Genomic DNA, 15,768 nt, shown 5'->3' on the forward strand with positions numbered 1-15,768 from the left:
AGCACGGCCAAGCCGGAGGTTCCGTATGGGCTTGCAGAACCCTGTGCGATTGTCAACCCGATCCGGGCCGAGAATCAAGCGGGATCGGCAAGCGGACTCAGCCCGGCAGGGGCAGCCCGCCGCGCTGGACGATGAAGGACTGGATGGCGTCCAGCCCCTCGCCCGTCTTGATGTTGGAAAACACGAAGGGCCGGTCGCCGCGCATCTTGCGGGCGTCGCGGTCCATCACCTCCAGGCTGGCGCCGACCATCGGAGCGAGGTCGATCTTGTTGATCACCAGCAGGTCGGAGCGGGTGATGCCCGGCCCGCCCTTGCGCGGGATCTTGTCGCCGGCCGACACGTCGATGACGTAGATGGTGAGATCCGCCAGCTCCGGCGAGAAGGTCGCCGCGAGGTTGTCGCCGCCCGATTCGATGAAGATCAGGTCGAGGTTGGGGAAGGTCGCGTTCATCGTGTCGACGGCGGCGAGGTTGATCGAGGCGTCCTCGCGGATCGCCGTGTGCGGGCAGCCGCCGGTCTCCACCCCCATGATCCGCTCGGGCTTGAGCGCGCCGGAGCGGGTGAGGAACTCGGCGTCCTCCTTGGTGTAGATGTCGTTGGTGATGGCGGCGACTTCCCAATCGTCGCGCATGCGCTTGCACAGCGCGTCGGTCAGCGCCGTCTTGCCGGAACCGACGGGACCGCCGATGCCGACGCGCAACGGACCGGCGTGGCTCTTCTCGATAGCGGGGAGCGTGCTCATGAGCGGAAAAGCCTCGTGTATTGGGTTTCGTGGATCATCGAGGTCCAGTCGACGGCCATCGCCCGCCCGCCCAGATCGTCGAGCGGCGTGGCGAGGACCGCGTCGGCCGCCGCGTGGGTGATCGGGTCGAGCGCCGCCAGCGTCCGCTGCCCGTCGGTCTGGCCGAGCGGCACCAACCGCACCCCGGCCGAGACGAGGTTGGCGGCGAAGGCGTGCAGATAGGCGGCGAGCGCCGGCCCCTCGGCGACGCCGATCAGCGCGGAGACCAGCGCCACGGCCACCGCGTAGGCCGGCGGGCGTCCGGTGGCGGCCAGCGCGGCGTCCCAGCGCGTCAAGCCGTCGAGCGGCCACGCGGCGCGGATCGCCAGCAGGAAGGCCTGCCCCTGGGCGCGGGATTCCAGCGCGGTCTCGGAGGAGGCGCGCAGAATGTCGGCGCGCTCCACCGCCCAGGCGAAGGCGGCCTCGTCGCCGGCCAACACCGCCCGGTGGACGGCGGCGAACAGCATGCCGTCGGTCCGCCCGGCGCCGTGGCGCAGGATGCCGTCGAGCCACCGCGTCAGCGAGGCGCGGTCGCGCACCAGCCCCTGCTCCACCGCCGCCTCGATGCCGTGGCTGTAGGAGAAGCCGCCCACGGGGAAGGAGGGCGAGAGCCACGCGAGGAGGCGGGTCAGGGCGTGAGTGGTGATTCCCTCCGGGGGTTTCCCCCTCTCCCCCCCGGGGAGAGGGGTGGGGTGAGGGGGATCCGCTTCGTGGCTGGTTTCGGCTGCGCCGACCCCCCTCATCCCGGCCTTCTCCCCGGGGGGGAGAAGGAGAGAGGCGCCGGCCTCATCAATGCTCATGCGAATGCCCATGCCCGCCGCCATGGGCATGCCCGCCATAGGCGCCACCCTCCGGCATGAACGGCATGCGCACGTCGCGCACCTCGGCGCCGAGGCCGCGCAGCATGTCCTCGATCACGTGGTCGCGGCGCAGGCGGATGGTGTCGCCGACGATCTGCACCGGCAGGTGCCGGTTGCCGAGATGCCACGCGATCCGCGCGAAGGCCTCCGCCGGGCCGGACACGCGGACCTCCATCAGTTCCTCTGGCGCCGCGACGATGCGCAGGAAGCCGCCGTCGCTCAGTTCCAGCCCGTCGCCCTCGTCCAGCGCCACCGCGCGCGGCAGGTCGAGCAGGAAGGCGCCGCCGCCGTCGTCGGTCATCGCCATGCGGCGGCGGTGGCGGTCGTCGAAGGCCAGCGTCACGGTGCCGGCCGCGTTCTCCGCCGGCCAATGGCCGCGGGCGTGGACTCGGGTGGCGCGGCGGTAGGGCTCGGTCATGGGGACAGCCGTTCGAAAGGGGTCGGATGGCCGAAGAAGCGCCCGGCCAGTTCGCTGACCAGCGGCGCCGATCCGGTGGTGAAGAAGCGGACGCCGCCCTCGCCCGGCGCCGGGCGGTATTCGGGGTGGCGCTCCAGGTATTGGTCGAGCGAGCGCGCGGTCAGGGTCGGCTGGCACAGCACCTCCACCCCCGGCGGCAGCGCCCGCTCGAAGAGACGCGCGACCAGCGGGTAATGGGTGCAGCCCAGCACCACGGCGTCGAGCGGCTGGCCGTTCAACTGCGCCAGCAGCGCCGCGACGTAGCCCGCCACGACGGGGGCGAGGTCGCCGTCCGGCGCGCCGCGCTCGATCAGCGGGACGAGATCCGGGCAGGCCTGCTGCACGACGCGCACCGAGGGCGCCCGCTTGCCGATCTCGCGCGGGAAGGAGCCGGAGTTGACCGTCGCCTGGGTGGCGAAGACGCCGACGGTGCGCGGCTCGGCCAGATGGTCGGGCGGCACAGTGTCGATCATCCAGGGGACCCGCGTGATCGCCTCGACCATCGGTACCAGCACGCCCAGCACGTTGCGGCCGGGGTACGCGCCGGGCAGCCACGTCTGCTGCAACCGCCGCAGGGCGACGGCGGCAGCGGTGTTGCAGGCGATGACGACCAGCCCGCAGCCCTGGGCGAAGAGATGCTCCATCCCCCGAATGGTCAGGCGGTAGATGTCGTCCTCGCCGCGCGAGCCGTAGGGAGCGGCGGCGTGGTCGCCGAGATAGACGAAGGGCCGGTCGGGGGCGGCGTCCACCAGCGCGCGCAGCACCGTCAACCCGCCGTGGCCTGAATCAAAGACACCGATCACGAATGGAAAACCCTGCTTGGTTTGGCTCCTTCTCCCCCCTGGGGAAAAGGCTGGGATGAGGGGGTTCGGCGCAGCCGAAATTCATCCGGCAAACGCATCCCCCTCACCCTAACCCTCTCCCCAGGGGGGAGAGGGGATAAAAGAGAATGGGAAACCTCAGAACAGGAAATACCGCTGCGCCATCGGCAGGACCGCCGCCGGTTCGCAGGTCAGCAGTTGCCCGTCGGCCCGCACCTCGTAGGTTTCGGGGTCCACCTCGATGTGCGGCATCTCGGCGTTGTGGATCATGTCCTTCTTGCCGACCGTGCGGGTGCCCTGCACCGCGATCAGTTCGCGGTGCAGGCCGAGCTGGCGGCCGACCTCCAACTCCAGCGCCTTGCCGCTGACGAAGGTCACGCTGCTGGCCTGCAAGGACCGCCCGAAGGACCCGAACATGCGGCGGTAATGCACCGGCTGCGGCGTCGGGATCGAGGCGTTGGGATCGCCCATCAGCGCCGCCGCGATGGTGCCGCATTTCAGCACCATGTCCGGCTTCACCCCGAAGAAGGCCGGCGACCACACCACCAGATCGGCGAGCTTGCCGACCTCCACCGAGCCGACCACATGCCCGATGCCGTGAGACAGCGCCGGGTTGATGGTGTATTTGGCGATGTAGCGCTTGACCCGGAAATTGTCGTTCTCGCCGCTCTCCTGCGGCAGGCGTCCGCGCTGGACCTTCATCTTGTGCGCGGTCTGCCACGTCCGGATCACCACCTCGCCCAGCCGGCCCATCGCCTGGCTGTCCGAGCTGATCATCGAGAAGACGCCCAGATCGTGCAGAATGTCCTCCGCCGCGATGGTCTCGCGGCGGATGCGGCTCTCGGCGAAGGCGACGTCCTCGGGAATGCGCGGGCTGAGGTGGTGGCAGACCATCAGCATGTCGAGGTGCTCGTCCACCGTGTTGACGGTGAAGGGCCGCGTCGGGTTGGTCGAGCTGGGCAGCACGTTCGGCAGCCCGGCCACCTTGATGATGTCCGGCGCGTGGCCGCCGCCCGCCCCTTCCGTGTGGAAGGCGTGGATGGTGCGGCCGGCGAAGGCGGCGATGGTGTCCTCGACGAAGCCCGACTCGTTCAGCGTGTCGGTGTGGATCGCCACCTGCACGTCGAGCTGGTCGGCGACCGACAGGCAGGTGTCGATGGAATCCGGTGTGGTGCCCCAGTCCTCGTGCAGCTTCAGGCCGCAGGCCCCGGCGGCGACCTGCTCGATCAGCGCGTCGGGGCGGCTGGCGTTGCCCTTGCCGAAGAAGCCGAGGTTGATCGGCAGCCCCTCCGCCGCCTGGAGCATCCGCTCCATGTGCCACGGCCCCGGCGTGCAGGTGGTGGCCGAGGTGCCGGCCGCCGGGCCGGTGCCGCCGCCCAGCATGGTGGTGACGCCGCTGTTCAGCGCCTCGTCGACCTGCTGGGGGCAGATGAAGTGGATGTGGGCGTCGATGCCGCCGGCGGTGACGATCTTGCCCTCGCCCGCGATCACCTCGGTGCCGGGGCCGACGATTATGGTGACGCCGGGCTGGACGTCGGGGTTGCCGGCCTTGCCGATGGCGGCGATGCGGCCGCCGGTGATGCCGATGTCGGCCTTGACGATGCCCCAATGGTCGATGATCAGCGCGTTGGTGATCACCGTGTCCACCGCGCCCTGGTGGCGCGAGCGCTGCGACTGGCCCATGCCGTCGCGGATCACCTTGCCGCCGCCGAACTTGACCTCCTCGCCGTAGACGGTGTGGTCGTGCTCGACCTCGACGATCAGGTCGGTGTCGGCCAGCCGGACGCGGTCGCCGGTGGTGGGACCGTAGAGGGCCGCGTATTCGGCCCGGTCGATGCGGAACGCCATGTCAGGATCGCCCTTTGTCTGGAAAGGCCCGTCAGAGGGCGCCGTTGACCTTGCGGTTGAAGCCGATCACCACCCGGTCGCCGTCGTAGGCGACCAGCGAGACGCGACGGGTCTGTCCCGGCTCGAAGCGCACCGCCGTTCCGGCCGGGATGTCCAGCCGGAAGCCGCGCGTCGGTTCGCGGTCGAAGCTGAGCGCGGCGTTGGTCTCGTAGAAGTGATAGTGCGAACCGACCTGGATCGGCCGGTCGCCCGCGTTGGACACGTCCAAGTCCAGCGTCGCGCGGCCGGCGTTCAGCACGATCTCGCCAGACGCCGGGATAATCTCCCCCGGCTTGAATGCGGGTTTCATGGGCTGGGGCTCCCCTCAACGGATCGGCTGGTGGACGGTGACGAGCTTGGTCCCGTCGGGGAAGGTCGCCTCGACCTGGATGTCGTGGATCATCTCGGCGATGCCGTCCATCACCTGGTCGCGGGTGATCACGGTGGCGCCGTCGCGCATCAGCTCGGCGACGCTGCGGCCGTCGCGGGCGCCTTCCACCACGTAGTCGGTGATGAGGGCGATGGCTTCCGGATGGTTCAGCTTCACGCCGCGTTCCAGCCGCCGCCGCGCGACCATCGCCGCCATCGCGACGAGCAGCTTGTCCTTCTCGCGCCCTGTCAGGTTCATGGGGGAATTGCCCTTTTGCCGCCCTGTTCGTTGGCGGCGATTATGCCACGTTGCCGCCCGACGCCAAGTGCGTCGTATGACGTAGCTGTTTCAAGCGGTTGGCTTCACACCTCCCACAGGCGCGGAAGGCGGGTCGGCAGGCCGGCGGCCTCGGCGCGCAGGCCCGACCACAGGGCAGCGTAGGTCCGGCGCACCGCGCGGGCGTCGCCGCCCAGGATGCGGACGACCAGCAGCCCGTCGAAACCCGTCACCCCCACCCGCGCCCCTTCCGCCGCCTCCGCCAGCGCCCGGAGCGCGTCGCGGTGGCGCAGCGCGTCGGGGGCGGCGTGCAGCAGGGTCGCGCAGGCGGCGGCCCCGCCGAAGCCGGCCGGGTGGTTCAGGGTTTCGGCGATGTCGCCATCCAGATGCAGCGCGTCGGCCCACAGGGCGCGGCCGTCGCGGAAGACCTCCCAGGCGTCGCGGATCAGGCCGCGCGTCACCGTCTCGCCGAAGGCGGCGCGGCCGAACACCAGCATCTCGCCGGCGATCAGCCGGGCGTCCGGCGCCACGTCGATCCGGGTGAGGCGGCGCAGGCGCGAGCCCTCGAAGACGATGGCCTCCTGCGGCAGCCATTCCAGCCAGCCGCCGGCCTCGACCGTCACGCGGGTGTCGATGCGGCAATCCTCGCCGGTGGAGCGGTAGACCTTCTCGGCCGCCTGGGTCGTCACCAGCGCCCGCGCGCCCGGCCCCACCGACAGGTCGATGTCCATGCGGTCGCCGCCGACCATGCCGCCCGAGGTCGTCGCCAGCACCGCGATGGGCAGGTCGTCGCGGCGCGGCGTCGGCAGCAGCACGCGCAGGGGGTCGTGGTGGTAGAGGGTGGCCAGCCGGGTGTCGCCGTGCCGGTGCTCGAACCGAACGGTCGCGGCGCCGTGCACCGCGACCTTCTTTTCCTCACGCCGCTCGTCGGGAGTCGTCCCGGCGGTCCGCGTCTCGATTGCCTGAAGCACTGCGCCTCGCTCTCCCTGTTCCCGCCGGCAGTCTGCCGGAAAGGGGCGGAGCGGCGCAACGGGCGTGGCTCAGGGGTTCGGGTCTCAGGCCAGGATTTCGGCGATGGCGTCGCGCTCGTGGAGTTCCTGTTCGAAGCGCGCCAGCTCCAGCCCCATGGCGTCGCGGATCGACACCATGCCGACCGGGACGCCGCGCTCGGTCACCGGCATGTGGCGGAAGCCGCCGTCGTGCATCAGGTGCAGCGCGTGCAGGATCGGCCGGTCGGGCGAGACCGTGGTCGGATCGCCGGTCATCACGTCGCCGACCACGGTGCGGTCGGGGTCGAGCCCGGCGGCCAGCACGCGGAACAGCGCGTCGCGCTCGGTGAAGATGCCCAGCAGGCGCTGGCCCTCCACCACCATCAGGGCGCCGATGCGGTATTCCTTCATCATGTGCGCGGCGGTGCGGACCGTCGCGGAGACCGGAACCGTGTGGATCCGCTGGTTGCGGATGATCGTGCGGATGGGGCGGTTGGGCATGCGCTTGTCCTTCTTGGAGGTTTCAAGTCGGTCGATTGCACACGAAAGGGTTTGTTGTTTCGTTTTCCCTGCTCATAGTCTTTGAAAATTACCTTCCATCGGCGATTCGCACAATATGACGAAGGTCTAAACCGCGTTACGCGTCTTCGGGGAAACAGCCACTGCGCGCCGCGACCACCGCCACCTGGGTGCGGTTGCGCACGCCGAGCTTTTGCATGATGGCGCGGACATGCACCTTCACCGTGCCTTCCAGCACGCCCAGCCCCCGCGCGATCTCCTTGTTGGAGTTGCCGGCCAGCAGAAGCTGGAACACGTCGCGCTGCCGGTCGGTCAGCCGGTCGAGGATGCCGGCCGCCGGCCCCGCGGTGTCGGCCGTGACGCTGCCGTTCAGCACCGCGCGCGGCAGCGGCAGAAAGGTCTCGCCGCTCAGCGCCAGCGAGATCGCGTGCTCCAGAACCTCGGCGGAACTGGTCTTCAGGATATAGCCGCGCGCGCCCAGCCGGACGCTGTCGACGATGTCGGCCACCTCGTCCGACCCGGAGATCACCAACAGCGGCACGCCCGCCAGCGCGTCCATCATCCGCCGGATGCCGGGATGGACCGGTTCGCCGGCGGACCGCTCGACGGCGGACCGCTCCGGATCGCTTCGGCCGAGGCCGAGGTCGAACAGCACCAAGGTCAGGCCGGGGGTGCGGCGGACCAGCGTCACCGCCTCGTCCAGGGAACCGGCCTCCAGCACGCGGGCGTCCGGATGGATCTCCCCGACGGAGAGCGCGAAACCGTGACGGACGAGAGGGTGGTCGTCCACCACCAGAAACGTCGGCGTCGCCTTGCCGACACGTTCCAAGCCGCGCGTTTGCAGCTGAATCTCCATTGTATCCCCACCTCGCATCGGGTCGTTTTCCAGACCGGCCAAAGACGACGAATGGTCGGAAACCGGAAGCCCCTCTTCCGAGGCGCCGCTCCACCCGAATACTCCGAAAGATCGTACAGTCCAGCTGGCGCGGATTTCCGACAAATTCAGATCCACTATCGTCGGTTTTGCCGTCGCGCCTTGCGTCATTCAACGGACATCCGTATAAATCATCGGGTCAACCAGCGTAAAGCCCGCTTTTTCCAGACAATATTATCTGTATTTTTCCTTTCTGGAAAAGAGACGAGGCCAGCGGGAATTTCAGGGGCGCTCCCGGTCGGGACGGCGCCTTGCGGAGGAGCATCGATGAAGACGTGGAACGTCATGCTGGTCGATCACGACCGGCTGTTTTCGGCGGCGCTGGCCACGCTGATCGGCAGCGGTCCGTTCCGGGCGGGCAATTTAGCATCGAGCGCCGATGACGCGCTGGACATCATCGCCGGGGGCGCGGAGCCGGATCTGATCGTGCTGGCGCTTCAGGACGGGCTGGCCGAGGAGATCGCCGGGATCAGACGATTGCGCGGTGCCACCCAGGCCCGCATCGTCGTGCTGGCCGACACCATCGCCGACCGCACCCTGTCGCTGTCGCTGAAGGCCGGCGCCGACGCCTATCTGAACAAGGGCATGTCGAGCGAATCGCTGCTGCGCGCCCTGCAACTGGTGATGCTGGGCGAGGTGGTCTACCCGACCCATGTGGCGAGCCTGCTGATGGCTGCCGCGAACGAGCGCCCGGCCCCGCCGCCGCCCAGCGCCGCCCCCAGCAGCGACCTGTCGAAGCGCGAGGTGCAAATCCTGCGCTGCCTGCTGGCCGGGCAGTCGAACAAGGCCATCGCGCGCAACCTGCACATCACCGAGTCGACGGTGAAGATGCATTTCAAGAACGTGATGCGGAAGATCAACGCCCAGAACCGCACCCAGGCGGCGGTGTGGGCGATCCAGAACGGGCTGTCGCCGCTCGCCACCGCTTGAGCCTGCAACAAAAGGGGCGCCGGGGATGCCGGCGCCCTTTCGTCATGGATCATCCGCCGGCGCGGCGACCAATCACTCCGCCGCGTGGCGATGGCCGAGGTGACGGCCCTCGGCGAATTCCTCGATCATCTTCGGGCAGAAGGCCGTGAGATCGTCCGGCTTGCGCGAGGTGACGAGGCCACGGTCGGTGACCACAGCCTCGTCCACCCAATCGGCGCCGGCGTTGGTCAGGTCGGTCTTCAGCGAGGGCCAGGACGTCACCTTGCGGCCCCGCACGCCGCCCGCGTCGATCAGCGTCCAGGGGCCGTGACAAATCGCGGCGATCGGCTTGCCTGTCTGCACAAAGCTTTGGATGAAGGCGATGGCCTTCGGCTCCAGCCGCAGGGCGTCGGGGTTGATCACGCCGCCCGGCAGCATCAGCGCGTCGTAGCGCGTGGCGTCGGCTTGGTCGAGCGCGGCGTCGACCGTCACCATGTCGCCCTTGTCGTGGTGGTTCCAGCCTTGGATCTGGCTGGATTTCGGGGCGACGACGTGAACGGTGGCGCCCGCGTCGCGCAGGGCCTTCACCGGTTCCGTCAATTCCACCTGTTCGAAGCCGTCGGTGGCCAGCACGGCCACGGTCTTGCCAGTCAGGTTTCGAGCCATCGGGGACCTCCTGTGTTGTTGGTCTCACGACCGCGACAACCGGCTTACCTCTGGATCGTTCCCATGGAACGGACCGCTCATTCCCATGTTGAACGTTGCATAAGGATCACACTCACCGCCGGGAGCGCCGAACCATGCGATTCCGCCTTGCTTTTTCGGCCATCGTCATAGCCGCCGTTTTTCCCTTCGCGGTTCCGGGATCGGCTCACGCCGCCGATCCGGCGCGGAGCCACGACCTGACCGGCCTGGAGGTCACCGGACTTCTGGGTGAGGAGCTGGGACAAATCGCGTCGGTCTCGGACGCGACAAACGGGAGGGACGCCACCGTTCTGGTCGAGGCCAGCGGCATGCTGGACGTCGGTCACCGCTATTTCACCCTGCACCGCTCGCAACTCAGCCCCGGCGAGGACGAGGACACGGTGACCGCCAAGGCGACCGCCGCCGACGTGCTGCGGCTGATCCGCAACGACACGGAGGTCGCGGGGCGTTAGAAGCGCTTGCCCCCTCCCCATCCCTCCCCCGCTTCGCGGGAGAGGGGGGCCGGAGCCTCGCAAAGACACAGCGGCAGTCCCCTCTCCCGCCGAAGGCGGGGGAGGGTCAGGGAGGGGGCCGCAAATCTCCCCTCAATCCTCCAGCGTGTGGCAGGGCTTGCACCCCGTCGGCCAGGGCTCGCCCAAATCCTCCACCAGAAGACGCCACCCTGCGCCGTCCAGCCGGACACAGCCGCCACCGGCGAAATGCAAGGCGACGCCGCCGCCCTCCACCGTCTCCAGCGACAGAAGTTCCAGGATCTGGCCACGATCCTTCACGTCGATGCCGCGCAGCTTGACGCCGGTCACGCCTTCCACCCGCACGCCGCAATGGACGCGCTCGAAGGGCGCCTCGTCGTCGTCGTCGGCCTTGGGGCCGGGACGCGGCTGGTCGGCGCTTTCCCAGCGGAAGCGGTTGACCACCATGACGAAGCGCTTCTCATCCGGCAGGAACCCCATGTCGCCGATGGGCAGGATGGCGTCCTGGAGGCAGGCGGAGACGATCTTCAGATCCTCGTCGTCCTCCGCGCGCAGGCGGATCGGGGCAGCGGTCATGGCACCTCTCGGTTGGGCGGGAGGGGTCAGTCCTCGCCGCCGTGAATGCGTTCGATGTCGGCTCCGCAGGCGGCGAGCTTCTCCTCCACCCGCTCGTAACCACGGTCGAGGTGGTAGACACGGCTGATCACCGTCTCCCCCTTCGCCGCCAGACCGGCGAGCACCAGCGAGACCGACGCGCGCAGATCCGTCGCCATGACGGGCGCGCCGGTCAGCCGCTCCACGCCGCGCACCAAGGCGGACGAGCCGTGCACCGTGATCCGGGCACCCATGCGCGTCAGCTCCGGGGCGTGCATGAAGCGGTTCTCGAAGATGGTCTCCGTGATCATCGCCGCGCCGGACGCCACGGACATCAGGGCCATCATCTGGGCCTGGAGGTCGGTGGGGAAGCCGGGGAACGGCTCGGTCATCACGTCGACGCCGTGCAGTTCGCCGTTGGCGCGGGACACGCGGATTCCGTTCTCGATCTCCTCGAAGGCGACACCGGCGGGGGCAAGCGCCTTGACCGCCGCCTTGATCAGATCGAGACGCGTGTTCAGGATGTCAAGACGGCCGCCGGTCATCGCCGCCGCCATCGCGTAGGTGCCAGTCTCGATGCGGTCGGCCACCACCATGTGACGAGCGCCGTGCAACCGGTCCACGCCCTCGATCACCAGCCGGTCGGTGCCGATGCCGGCGATCTTCGCGCCCATCTTGACGAGGCAGTCGGCGAGGTCGATCACCTCCGGCTCGCGCGCGGCGTTGACCAGGATGGTGGTCCCCTTCGCCAGCGTCGCCGCCATCAGCAGGTTCTCGGTGGCGCCGACCGACACCTTGGGGAAGACGTACTCCGCGCCGCGCAGACCGCCGGCCGGGGCCTTGGCCACGATGTAGCCGCCCTCGATCCGGATGTCGGCGCCCATCGCTTCCAGGCCCTTAATGTGCAGGTCCACCGGACGCGCGCCGATGGCGCAGCCGCCGGGCAGCGACACCTTGGCCTCGCCGCAGCGGGCGAGCAGCGGCCCCAGCACCAGCACGCTGGCGCGCATCTTGCGGACCAGATCGTAGGGCGCGGTGGTGTTGGTGATGTCGCGCGCGGTGAAGTCCACCGCCCGGCCCGCGCAGTCGCCGCCCGCCCCCGCCATGTGGATCGCGACGCCGTGCTGCAACAGCAGATTGCACAGCGTGTTGATGTCCGCCAGGATCGGCAGGTTGGTGAGCGTCAGCGTCTCGTCGGAGAGCAGCGCCGCGGTCATCAGCGGCAGGGCCGCGTTCTTGGCCCCGCCGACGGTGATGGAGCCGTTCAGCGGGCGGCCGCCGCGAATGCGGATCTTGTCCATGGGACCTGTACCTTAGCGGAAGGGGGAAAGCCGGGAAGACCGGTCAGAGCCGGGGCAGCGTGACGCCCTTCTGCCCCATGTATTTGCCGGCCTTGTCGGCGTAGGACACCTCGCAGACGCTGTCCCCCTTGAGGAACAGGAACTGGCAGAGGCCCTCGTTGGCGTAGACCTTGGCCGGCAGCGGCGTGGTGTTGGAGATCTCCAGCGTGACGTGGCCTTCCCATTCGGGTTCCAGCGGGGTCACGTTGACGATCAGGCCGCAGCGCGCGTAGGTGCTCTTGCCCAGGCAGATCACCAGCACGTCACGCGGGATGCGGAAATACTCCACCGTGCGGGCCAGCGCGAAGCTGTTGGGCGGGATGATGCAGACGTCGGTTTTGCGGTCGACGAAGCTGCTGTCGTCGAACTTCTTGGGATCGACCAGCGCGTTGTCGACGTTGGTGAAGATCTTGAACTCGTCGGCGACCCGCGCGTCGTAGCCGTAGGACGACACGCCGTAGGAGATCACCCCCTCGCGCTTCTGCGTCTCGACGAAGGGCTCGATCATGCCCTTGGTCTCGGCCATCTCGCGGATCCAGCTGTCCGGCATGATGCCCATCGGGGAACTCCTTGGCGTATCGAAAGTGTGGGGGATTGGTCGTCCCCGGTTTGTAGCGGAGCGGGACGGCCGGCTCAAGGAAATGGAGCCACCCGCAACGGCACCCTGGTATATGTCCTCGGCATGAGCGACCAATCCATCACGCTGTCCGTCACGGACAGCGCCAGCCCCACCGACGCCGAGCGCGTCCTCCAGGGCTTGAAGACCTACAACGAAGCCTCCGTCGAGCGCGCCTTCGACCGCCGCGACGTCACGGTGCTGGCCCACGACGCCGAGGGCACGCTGCTGGGCGGCCTGACCGGCTACACCCTGTGGGAGTGGCTGTACGTCGACCATCTGTGGGTCGGCGAGGGCGGGCGGCGCGGCGGGCTGGGCTCGCGCCTGCTGGACGCGGCGGAGGCCGAGGCGAAGGCGCGGGGCTGCCGCTGGTCGCGGCTCTACACCTACGATTTCCAGGCGCCGGGCTTCTACCCGAAACGCGGTTACGAGGTCTGGGCCGAGATGGAGGGCTATCCCGAGGGCCACAAGCAGATCTGGTTCCGCAAGACGCTGGGATGACGCGGGCTTCTGCCCTCTCCCGCCTTGGGAGAGGGAGTCCTACTCCCCCTTGTCCCGCTGCCGGGCCTGCTCCTTGCGCTTGCGCAGGTTCTCGCGCAGCCGCTCGGCCAGACGGTCGTCGCTGGGCATGGTCTTGGGCGGACGAACGATGGTGTCCGGTGGCTCCGACGGGTCCTGGGTCTCTTCGGTCATCGCTGGCATCAGGCGGCTAGAGGAGTCGCGGCGTCGGCGCGCGCCCAGTGGCGGGTCCAGGCCTGGAACATCAGGACGCTCCACAGCCGGTGCTGGTTGTTGCGGGTGCCCGACAGATGCTCGGCCCAGCAGGCGCGGATCACCGCCGGGTCGAACCAACCCTCCGAGCGCAGCGCCGATTCGCTCAGCAGATCCTCCGCCCAGTCGCGCAAGGGGCCGCGCAGCCAAGCGTCGATGGGCACGGCGAAGCCGGATTTCGGCCGCTCGATCAGGTCCTTGGGAACATGGCGGTAGAGGACCTGCCGCAGCAGCCATTTGCCCTGCCCGTCCCGGATCTTCTGCGCCAGCGGCACCCGCCACGCGAATTCCAGCACCCGGTGGTCGAGCAGCGGCACCCGCGCCTCCAGCCCGACGCCCATGCTGGCGCGGTCCACCTTGGCGAGGATGTCGTCGGGCAGATAGGTCACGGTGTCGAGATGCTGCATGCGCTCGACGAAGCCCGGCAGGCGCTCCGCCAGACCGGCGTCCCACAGCGCCCCGTCCTTCGGCTCAACGCCGCCGCGCACCGCCGCCTCGGGATCGTTCCATTGCGACACCAGCCGCCGGTACAGCGCGTCCGGACCCGGCGACGCCAGCACGCCGGCCAGCTTGTGCAGTTTGTCGCCCGGCTGGCGCGGCCGCCGGCCCTCCGGCAGCAGACCGAACAGAGCGTCCCAGCCGCCCGGCCGAATGGCGCGGACCGCACCGGCGGCGGCGCGGCGCAAGCCCCTCGGTAGGGGCGCCATGCGCCGCCACACCCGGTCGCCCCAGAGATAGCGGTTGTAGCCGGCAAACAGCTCGTCCCCGCCGTCGCCCGACAGCGCGACCGTCACCGATTGCCGGGTCAACTGCGAGACCAGCACGGTCGGGATCTGCGACGAATCGGCGAAGGGCTCGTCGTACCACTCCGGCAAATTCGGGATGGTGTCGAGCGCGTGGCGCGGCTCGACCGTCAGTTCGGTGTGGTCGGTGCCGAGATGCCGGGCCACGGCGCGCGCGGCGTCGGCCTCGTCGTAGCCGCCCTCGCGGAAGCCAATGGTGAAGGTGCGCACCGGGCGGTCGCTGTGCCGGCGCATCAGCGCCACCACGGTGGAGCTGTCCACCCCGCCCGACAGGAAGGCGCCCAGCGGCACGTCGGCCATCATCTGGCGCCCGACCGCGTCGGACAGCAATTCCTCCAGCGTGTCGGTCGCGTCCGTGTCCGACAGATTCAGCGGATTCGCCAGACCGTCGCGCGCGGCGGCCTCGGCGTCCCAATAGACGGTCTCCTCCAGCTCGCGGCCCGGACGGACGGTCAGGATGCGCCCCGGCTCCAATTTGCGGACGCCCTGGAAGATGCTGTGCGGCGCCGGGACGTAGCTGAGGCGCAGATAGGCGGCCAGCGCGTCGCGGTCCAGCCCGGCGGCGAAGGCCGGGTGCGCCCGCAACGCCTTGGGCTGCGAGCCGAACAGCAGCGCGCCGTTCTGCCGCGTCCAGTAGAGCGGCTTGACGCCGAGATGGTCGCGGACCAGCGACAGCACGCGGTCGCGCCGGTCCCACAGCGCGAAGGCGAAGATGCCGACCAGCCGCGTCACGGCGCGCTCGACACCCCAGGCGGCGCAGGCTTCCAGCAGCACCTCGGTGTCGGAGTGCCCGCAGAATTGGTGACCGGCGGCTTCGAGTTCGCCGCGCAGATCCTGGAAATTGTAGATTTCGCCGTTGTAGACGACGACGAAGCGCCCGTCGGCGGACTCCATCGGCTGCCGGCCGAGCGGCGACAGCTCCACGATGGCGAGCCGCCGGTGGCCCAGCGCCACCCCGGCGGCCTCGTCGGTCCACAGACCGTCGCCGTCGGGGCCGCGATGGGCGATGCGGTCGTTCATCCGGCGCAGCACCGCCTCGAAGCCGCCGGCCGCGCTCACGGCGGCGGTCGAGCGCCCCTCGGATTCAAGAAGGAAACCGCAGAAGCCGCACAAGGCGCCGCCCTCTTACGCTCAGTGGTCGGAGTGGTGCAGGATCTCGTCGCGCAGGCCGGTGTCGTAGCCGACGCCGGCGGCGGTCAGGATCGCCTGCCCCGGCTCGCGCTTCACGATGCCTTTGCGCTCCAGGATGGTCCAGACCGCGTCGTTCTGGAGGCCGGTGGCGTCCTTGGCCGCGACGACCGCGTGGCCGAGGTGGAAGTGGTTGCCGTGCGCGTGCGGCAGGCCGGTGATGGCGAACGCGCCCTCCTCGCCGTCGACGGGCTTGTTCTCCAGCCGGGCGATCTCCTGCAACAGGGTCAGGGTGCGGAGCTGCAACGGATTCAGGTTCAGCGGGTTCTTCTTGGGGGCCATCGTGGTTCCCATCGGTCCTTTGGTCTGACAGTCGGCGCAGTAGACCGGCATGGCGGAGCCGCTGTCAAGCCGCGCGACCCGGCGTTGAAGGACCCCGGCGTTGAAGACTGGCGCATCCCCCGCCGCTCGGGCATAAGACCCACGGGTGCGGGGCGGCGCCTCCGGACGCAAGCCCCCGTTGTCGCAAGAGGCACAC

20 protein-coding genes are annotated in these 15,768 nt (G+C 69.3%); 3 read left to right on the plus strand and 17 right to left on the minus strand.

The window, feature by feature from the left end:
* Positions 1-97 precede the first annotated feature (97 nt).
* The 10 genes from ureG to EJ913_RS32070 form a co-directional block, all read right to left on the minus strand.
* The gene (gene ureG, locus EJ913_RS00805; protein WP_126993902.1) at positions 98-742 is read right to left on the minus strand and encodes an urease accessory protein UreG; all 645 of its coding nucleotides are present in this window, start codon (positions 740-742) and stop codon (positions 98-100) included.
* Positions 739-1,374: an urease accessory protein UreF gene (locus tag EJ913_RS00810; protein WP_238519423.1), complete on the minus strand. Its 636-nt coding sequence runs from the start codon at positions 1,372-1,374 to the stop codon at positions 739-741. Before EJ913_RS00810 ends, ureG begins: the two co-directional genes overlap by 4 nt.
* 196 nt (positions 1,375-1,570) lie before the next feature.
* Entirely contained in the window at positions 1,571-2,059 is a 489-nt protein-coding gene (locus EJ913_RS00820; protein WP_126993907.1) for an urease accessory protein UreE, read from the minus strand.
* Positions 2,056-2,901 carry a glutamate racemase gene (murI, locus tag EJ913_RS00825; RefSeq protein WP_126993909.1) on the minus strand — a complete coding sequence of 282 codons (846 nt, stop codon included), beginning with the start codon at positions 2,899-2,901 and terminating at the stop codon, positions 2,056-2,058. Before murI ends, EJ913_RS00820 begins: the two co-directional genes overlap by 4 nt.
* 156 nt (positions 2,902-3,057) lie before the next feature.
* Positions 3,058-4,767, minus strand: a complete 1,710-nt coding sequence (gene ureC, locus EJ913_RS00830) for an urease subunit alpha (protein WP_126993911.1) — start codon at positions 4,765-4,767, stop codon at positions 3,058-3,060.
* Positions 4,768-4,798: 31 nt separating this feature from the next.
* A complete protein-coding gene (locus EJ913_RS00835; protein ID WP_126993913.1) occupies positions 4,799-5,116 on the minus strand; it encodes an urease subunit beta in 318 nt (105 codons plus the stop codon).
* A 15-nt stretch (positions 5,117-5,131) separates the two neighbouring features.
* Positions 5,132-5,434 (minus strand): urease subunit gamma, encoded by a 303-nt coding sequence (locus EJ913_RS00840; RefSeq protein WP_126993915.1) that lies wholly within the window; start codon positions 5,432-5,434, stop codon positions 5,132-5,134.
* Positions 5,435-5,538: 104 nt separating this feature from the next.
* Positions 5,539-6,423: an urease accessory protein UreD gene (locus EJ913_RS00845; protein WP_244939201.1), complete on the minus strand. Its 885-nt coding sequence runs from the start codon at positions 6,421-6,423 to the stop codon at positions 5,539-5,541.
* A gap of 84 nt (positions 6,424-6,507) precedes the next feature.
* Entirely contained in the window at positions 6,508-6,942 is a 435-nt protein-coding gene (locus EJ913_RS00850) for a CBS domain-containing protein (protein WP_126993917.1), read from the minus strand.
* A 136-nt stretch (positions 6,943-7,078) separates the two neighbouring features.
* On the minus strand, positions 7,079-7,816 hold the full coding sequence (locus tag EJ913_RS32070; protein WP_126993919.1) for a LuxR C-terminal-related transcriptional regulator: 738 nt from the start codon (positions 7,814-7,816) through the stop codon (positions 7,079-7,081).
* Positions 7,817-8,161: 345 nt separating this feature from the next.
* On the opposite strand from EJ913_RS32070, the gene EJ913_RS00860 reads away from it, so the two are divergent.
* The gene (locus EJ913_RS00860) at positions 8,162-8,824 is read left to right on the plus strand and encodes a LuxR C-terminal-related transcriptional regulator (RefSeq protein ID WP_126993921.1); all 663 of its coding nucleotides are present in this window, start codon (positions 8,162-8,164) and stop codon (positions 8,822-8,824) included.
* 72 nt (positions 8,825-8,896) lie between these two features.
* Here EJ913_RS00860 and EJ913_RS00865 read toward each other — a convergent pair whose 3' ends face one another.
* Positions 8,897-9,469 carry a type 1 glutamine amidotransferase domain-containing protein gene (locus EJ913_RS00865; RefSeq protein ID WP_126993923.1) on the minus strand — a complete coding sequence of 191 codons (573 nt, stop codon included), beginning with the start codon at positions 9,467-9,469 and terminating at the stop codon, positions 8,897-8,899.
* 134 nt (positions 9,470-9,603) lie between these two features.
* Here EJ913_RS00865 and EJ913_RS00870 point away from each other — a divergent pair, with 134 nt between their 5' ends.
* The gene (locus EJ913_RS00870) at positions 9,604-9,960 is read left to right on the plus strand and encodes a hypothetical protein (RefSeq protein ID WP_126993925.1); all 357 of its coding nucleotides are present in this window, start codon (positions 9,604-9,606) and stop codon (positions 9,958-9,960) included.
* A 132-nt stretch (positions 9,961-10,092) separates the two neighbouring features.
* Here EJ913_RS00870 and EJ913_RS00875 read toward each other — a convergent pair whose 3' ends face one another.
* The 3 genes from EJ913_RS00875 to dcd are packed head-to-tail and all read right to left on the minus strand — an operon-like array spanning position 10,093 to position 12,471.
* The gene (locus tag EJ913_RS00875) at positions 10,093-10,554 is read right to left on the minus strand and encodes a DUF2948 family protein (RefSeq protein ID WP_126993927.1); all 462 of its coding nucleotides are present in this window, start codon (positions 10,552-10,554) and stop codon (positions 10,093-10,095) included.
* A gap of 26 nt (positions 10,555-10,580) precedes the next feature.
* The gene (murA, locus tag EJ913_RS00880; RefSeq protein ID WP_126993929.1) at positions 10,581-11,873 is read right to left on the minus strand and encodes a UDP-N-acetylglucosamine 1-carboxyvinyltransferase; all 1,293 of its coding nucleotides are present in this window, start codon (positions 11,871-11,873) and stop codon (positions 10,581-10,583) included.
* A gap of 43 nt (positions 11,874-11,916) precedes the next feature.
* Entirely contained in the window at positions 11,917-12,471 is a 555-nt protein-coding gene (gene dcd / locus EJ913_RS00885; RefSeq protein ID WP_126993931.1) for a dCTP deaminase, read from the minus strand.
* A 123-nt stretch (positions 12,472-12,594) separates the two neighbouring features.
* On the opposite strand from dcd, the gene EJ913_RS00890 reads away from it, so the two are divergent.
* Complete coding sequence (locus EJ913_RS00890) at positions 12,595-13,029, plus strand: GNAT family N-acetyltransferase (RefSeq protein ID WP_126993933.1); 435 nt, start codon at positions 12,595-12,597, stop codon at positions 13,027-13,029.
* Between the two features lie 39 nt (positions 13,030-13,068).
* Here EJ913_RS00890 and EJ913_RS31460 read toward each other — a convergent pair whose 3' ends face one another.
* From EJ913_RS31460 to EJ913_RS00900, 3 genes are all read right to left on the minus strand, one after another.
* Positions 13,069-13,221 (minus strand): hypothetical protein, encoded by a 153-nt coding sequence (locus EJ913_RS31460; protein WP_185909637.1) that lies wholly within the window; start codon positions 13,219-13,221, stop codon positions 13,069-13,071.
* A gap of 8 nt (positions 13,222-13,229) precedes the next feature.
* Positions 13,230-15,161: an asparagine synthase (glutamine-hydrolyzing) gene (gene asnB, locus EJ913_RS00895; RefSeq protein WP_244939202.1), complete on the minus strand. Its 1,932-nt coding sequence runs from the start codon at positions 15,159-15,161 to the stop codon at positions 13,230-13,232.
* 72 nt (positions 15,162-15,233) lie between these two features.
* Positions 15,234-15,572: a hypothetical protein gene (locus EJ913_RS00900; RefSeq protein WP_126993935.1), complete on the minus strand. Its 339-nt coding sequence runs from the start codon at positions 15,570-15,572 to the stop codon at positions 15,234-15,236.
* Positions 15,573-15,768: the final 196 nt, after the last annotated feature.

Origin of the sequence: Azospirillum doebereinerae, assembly GCF_003989665.1 — a bacterium.
GTDB classification, from domain to species: Bacteria; Pseudomonadota; Alphaproteobacteria; order Azospirillales; family Azospirillaceae; genus Azospirillum; species Azospirillum doebereinerae.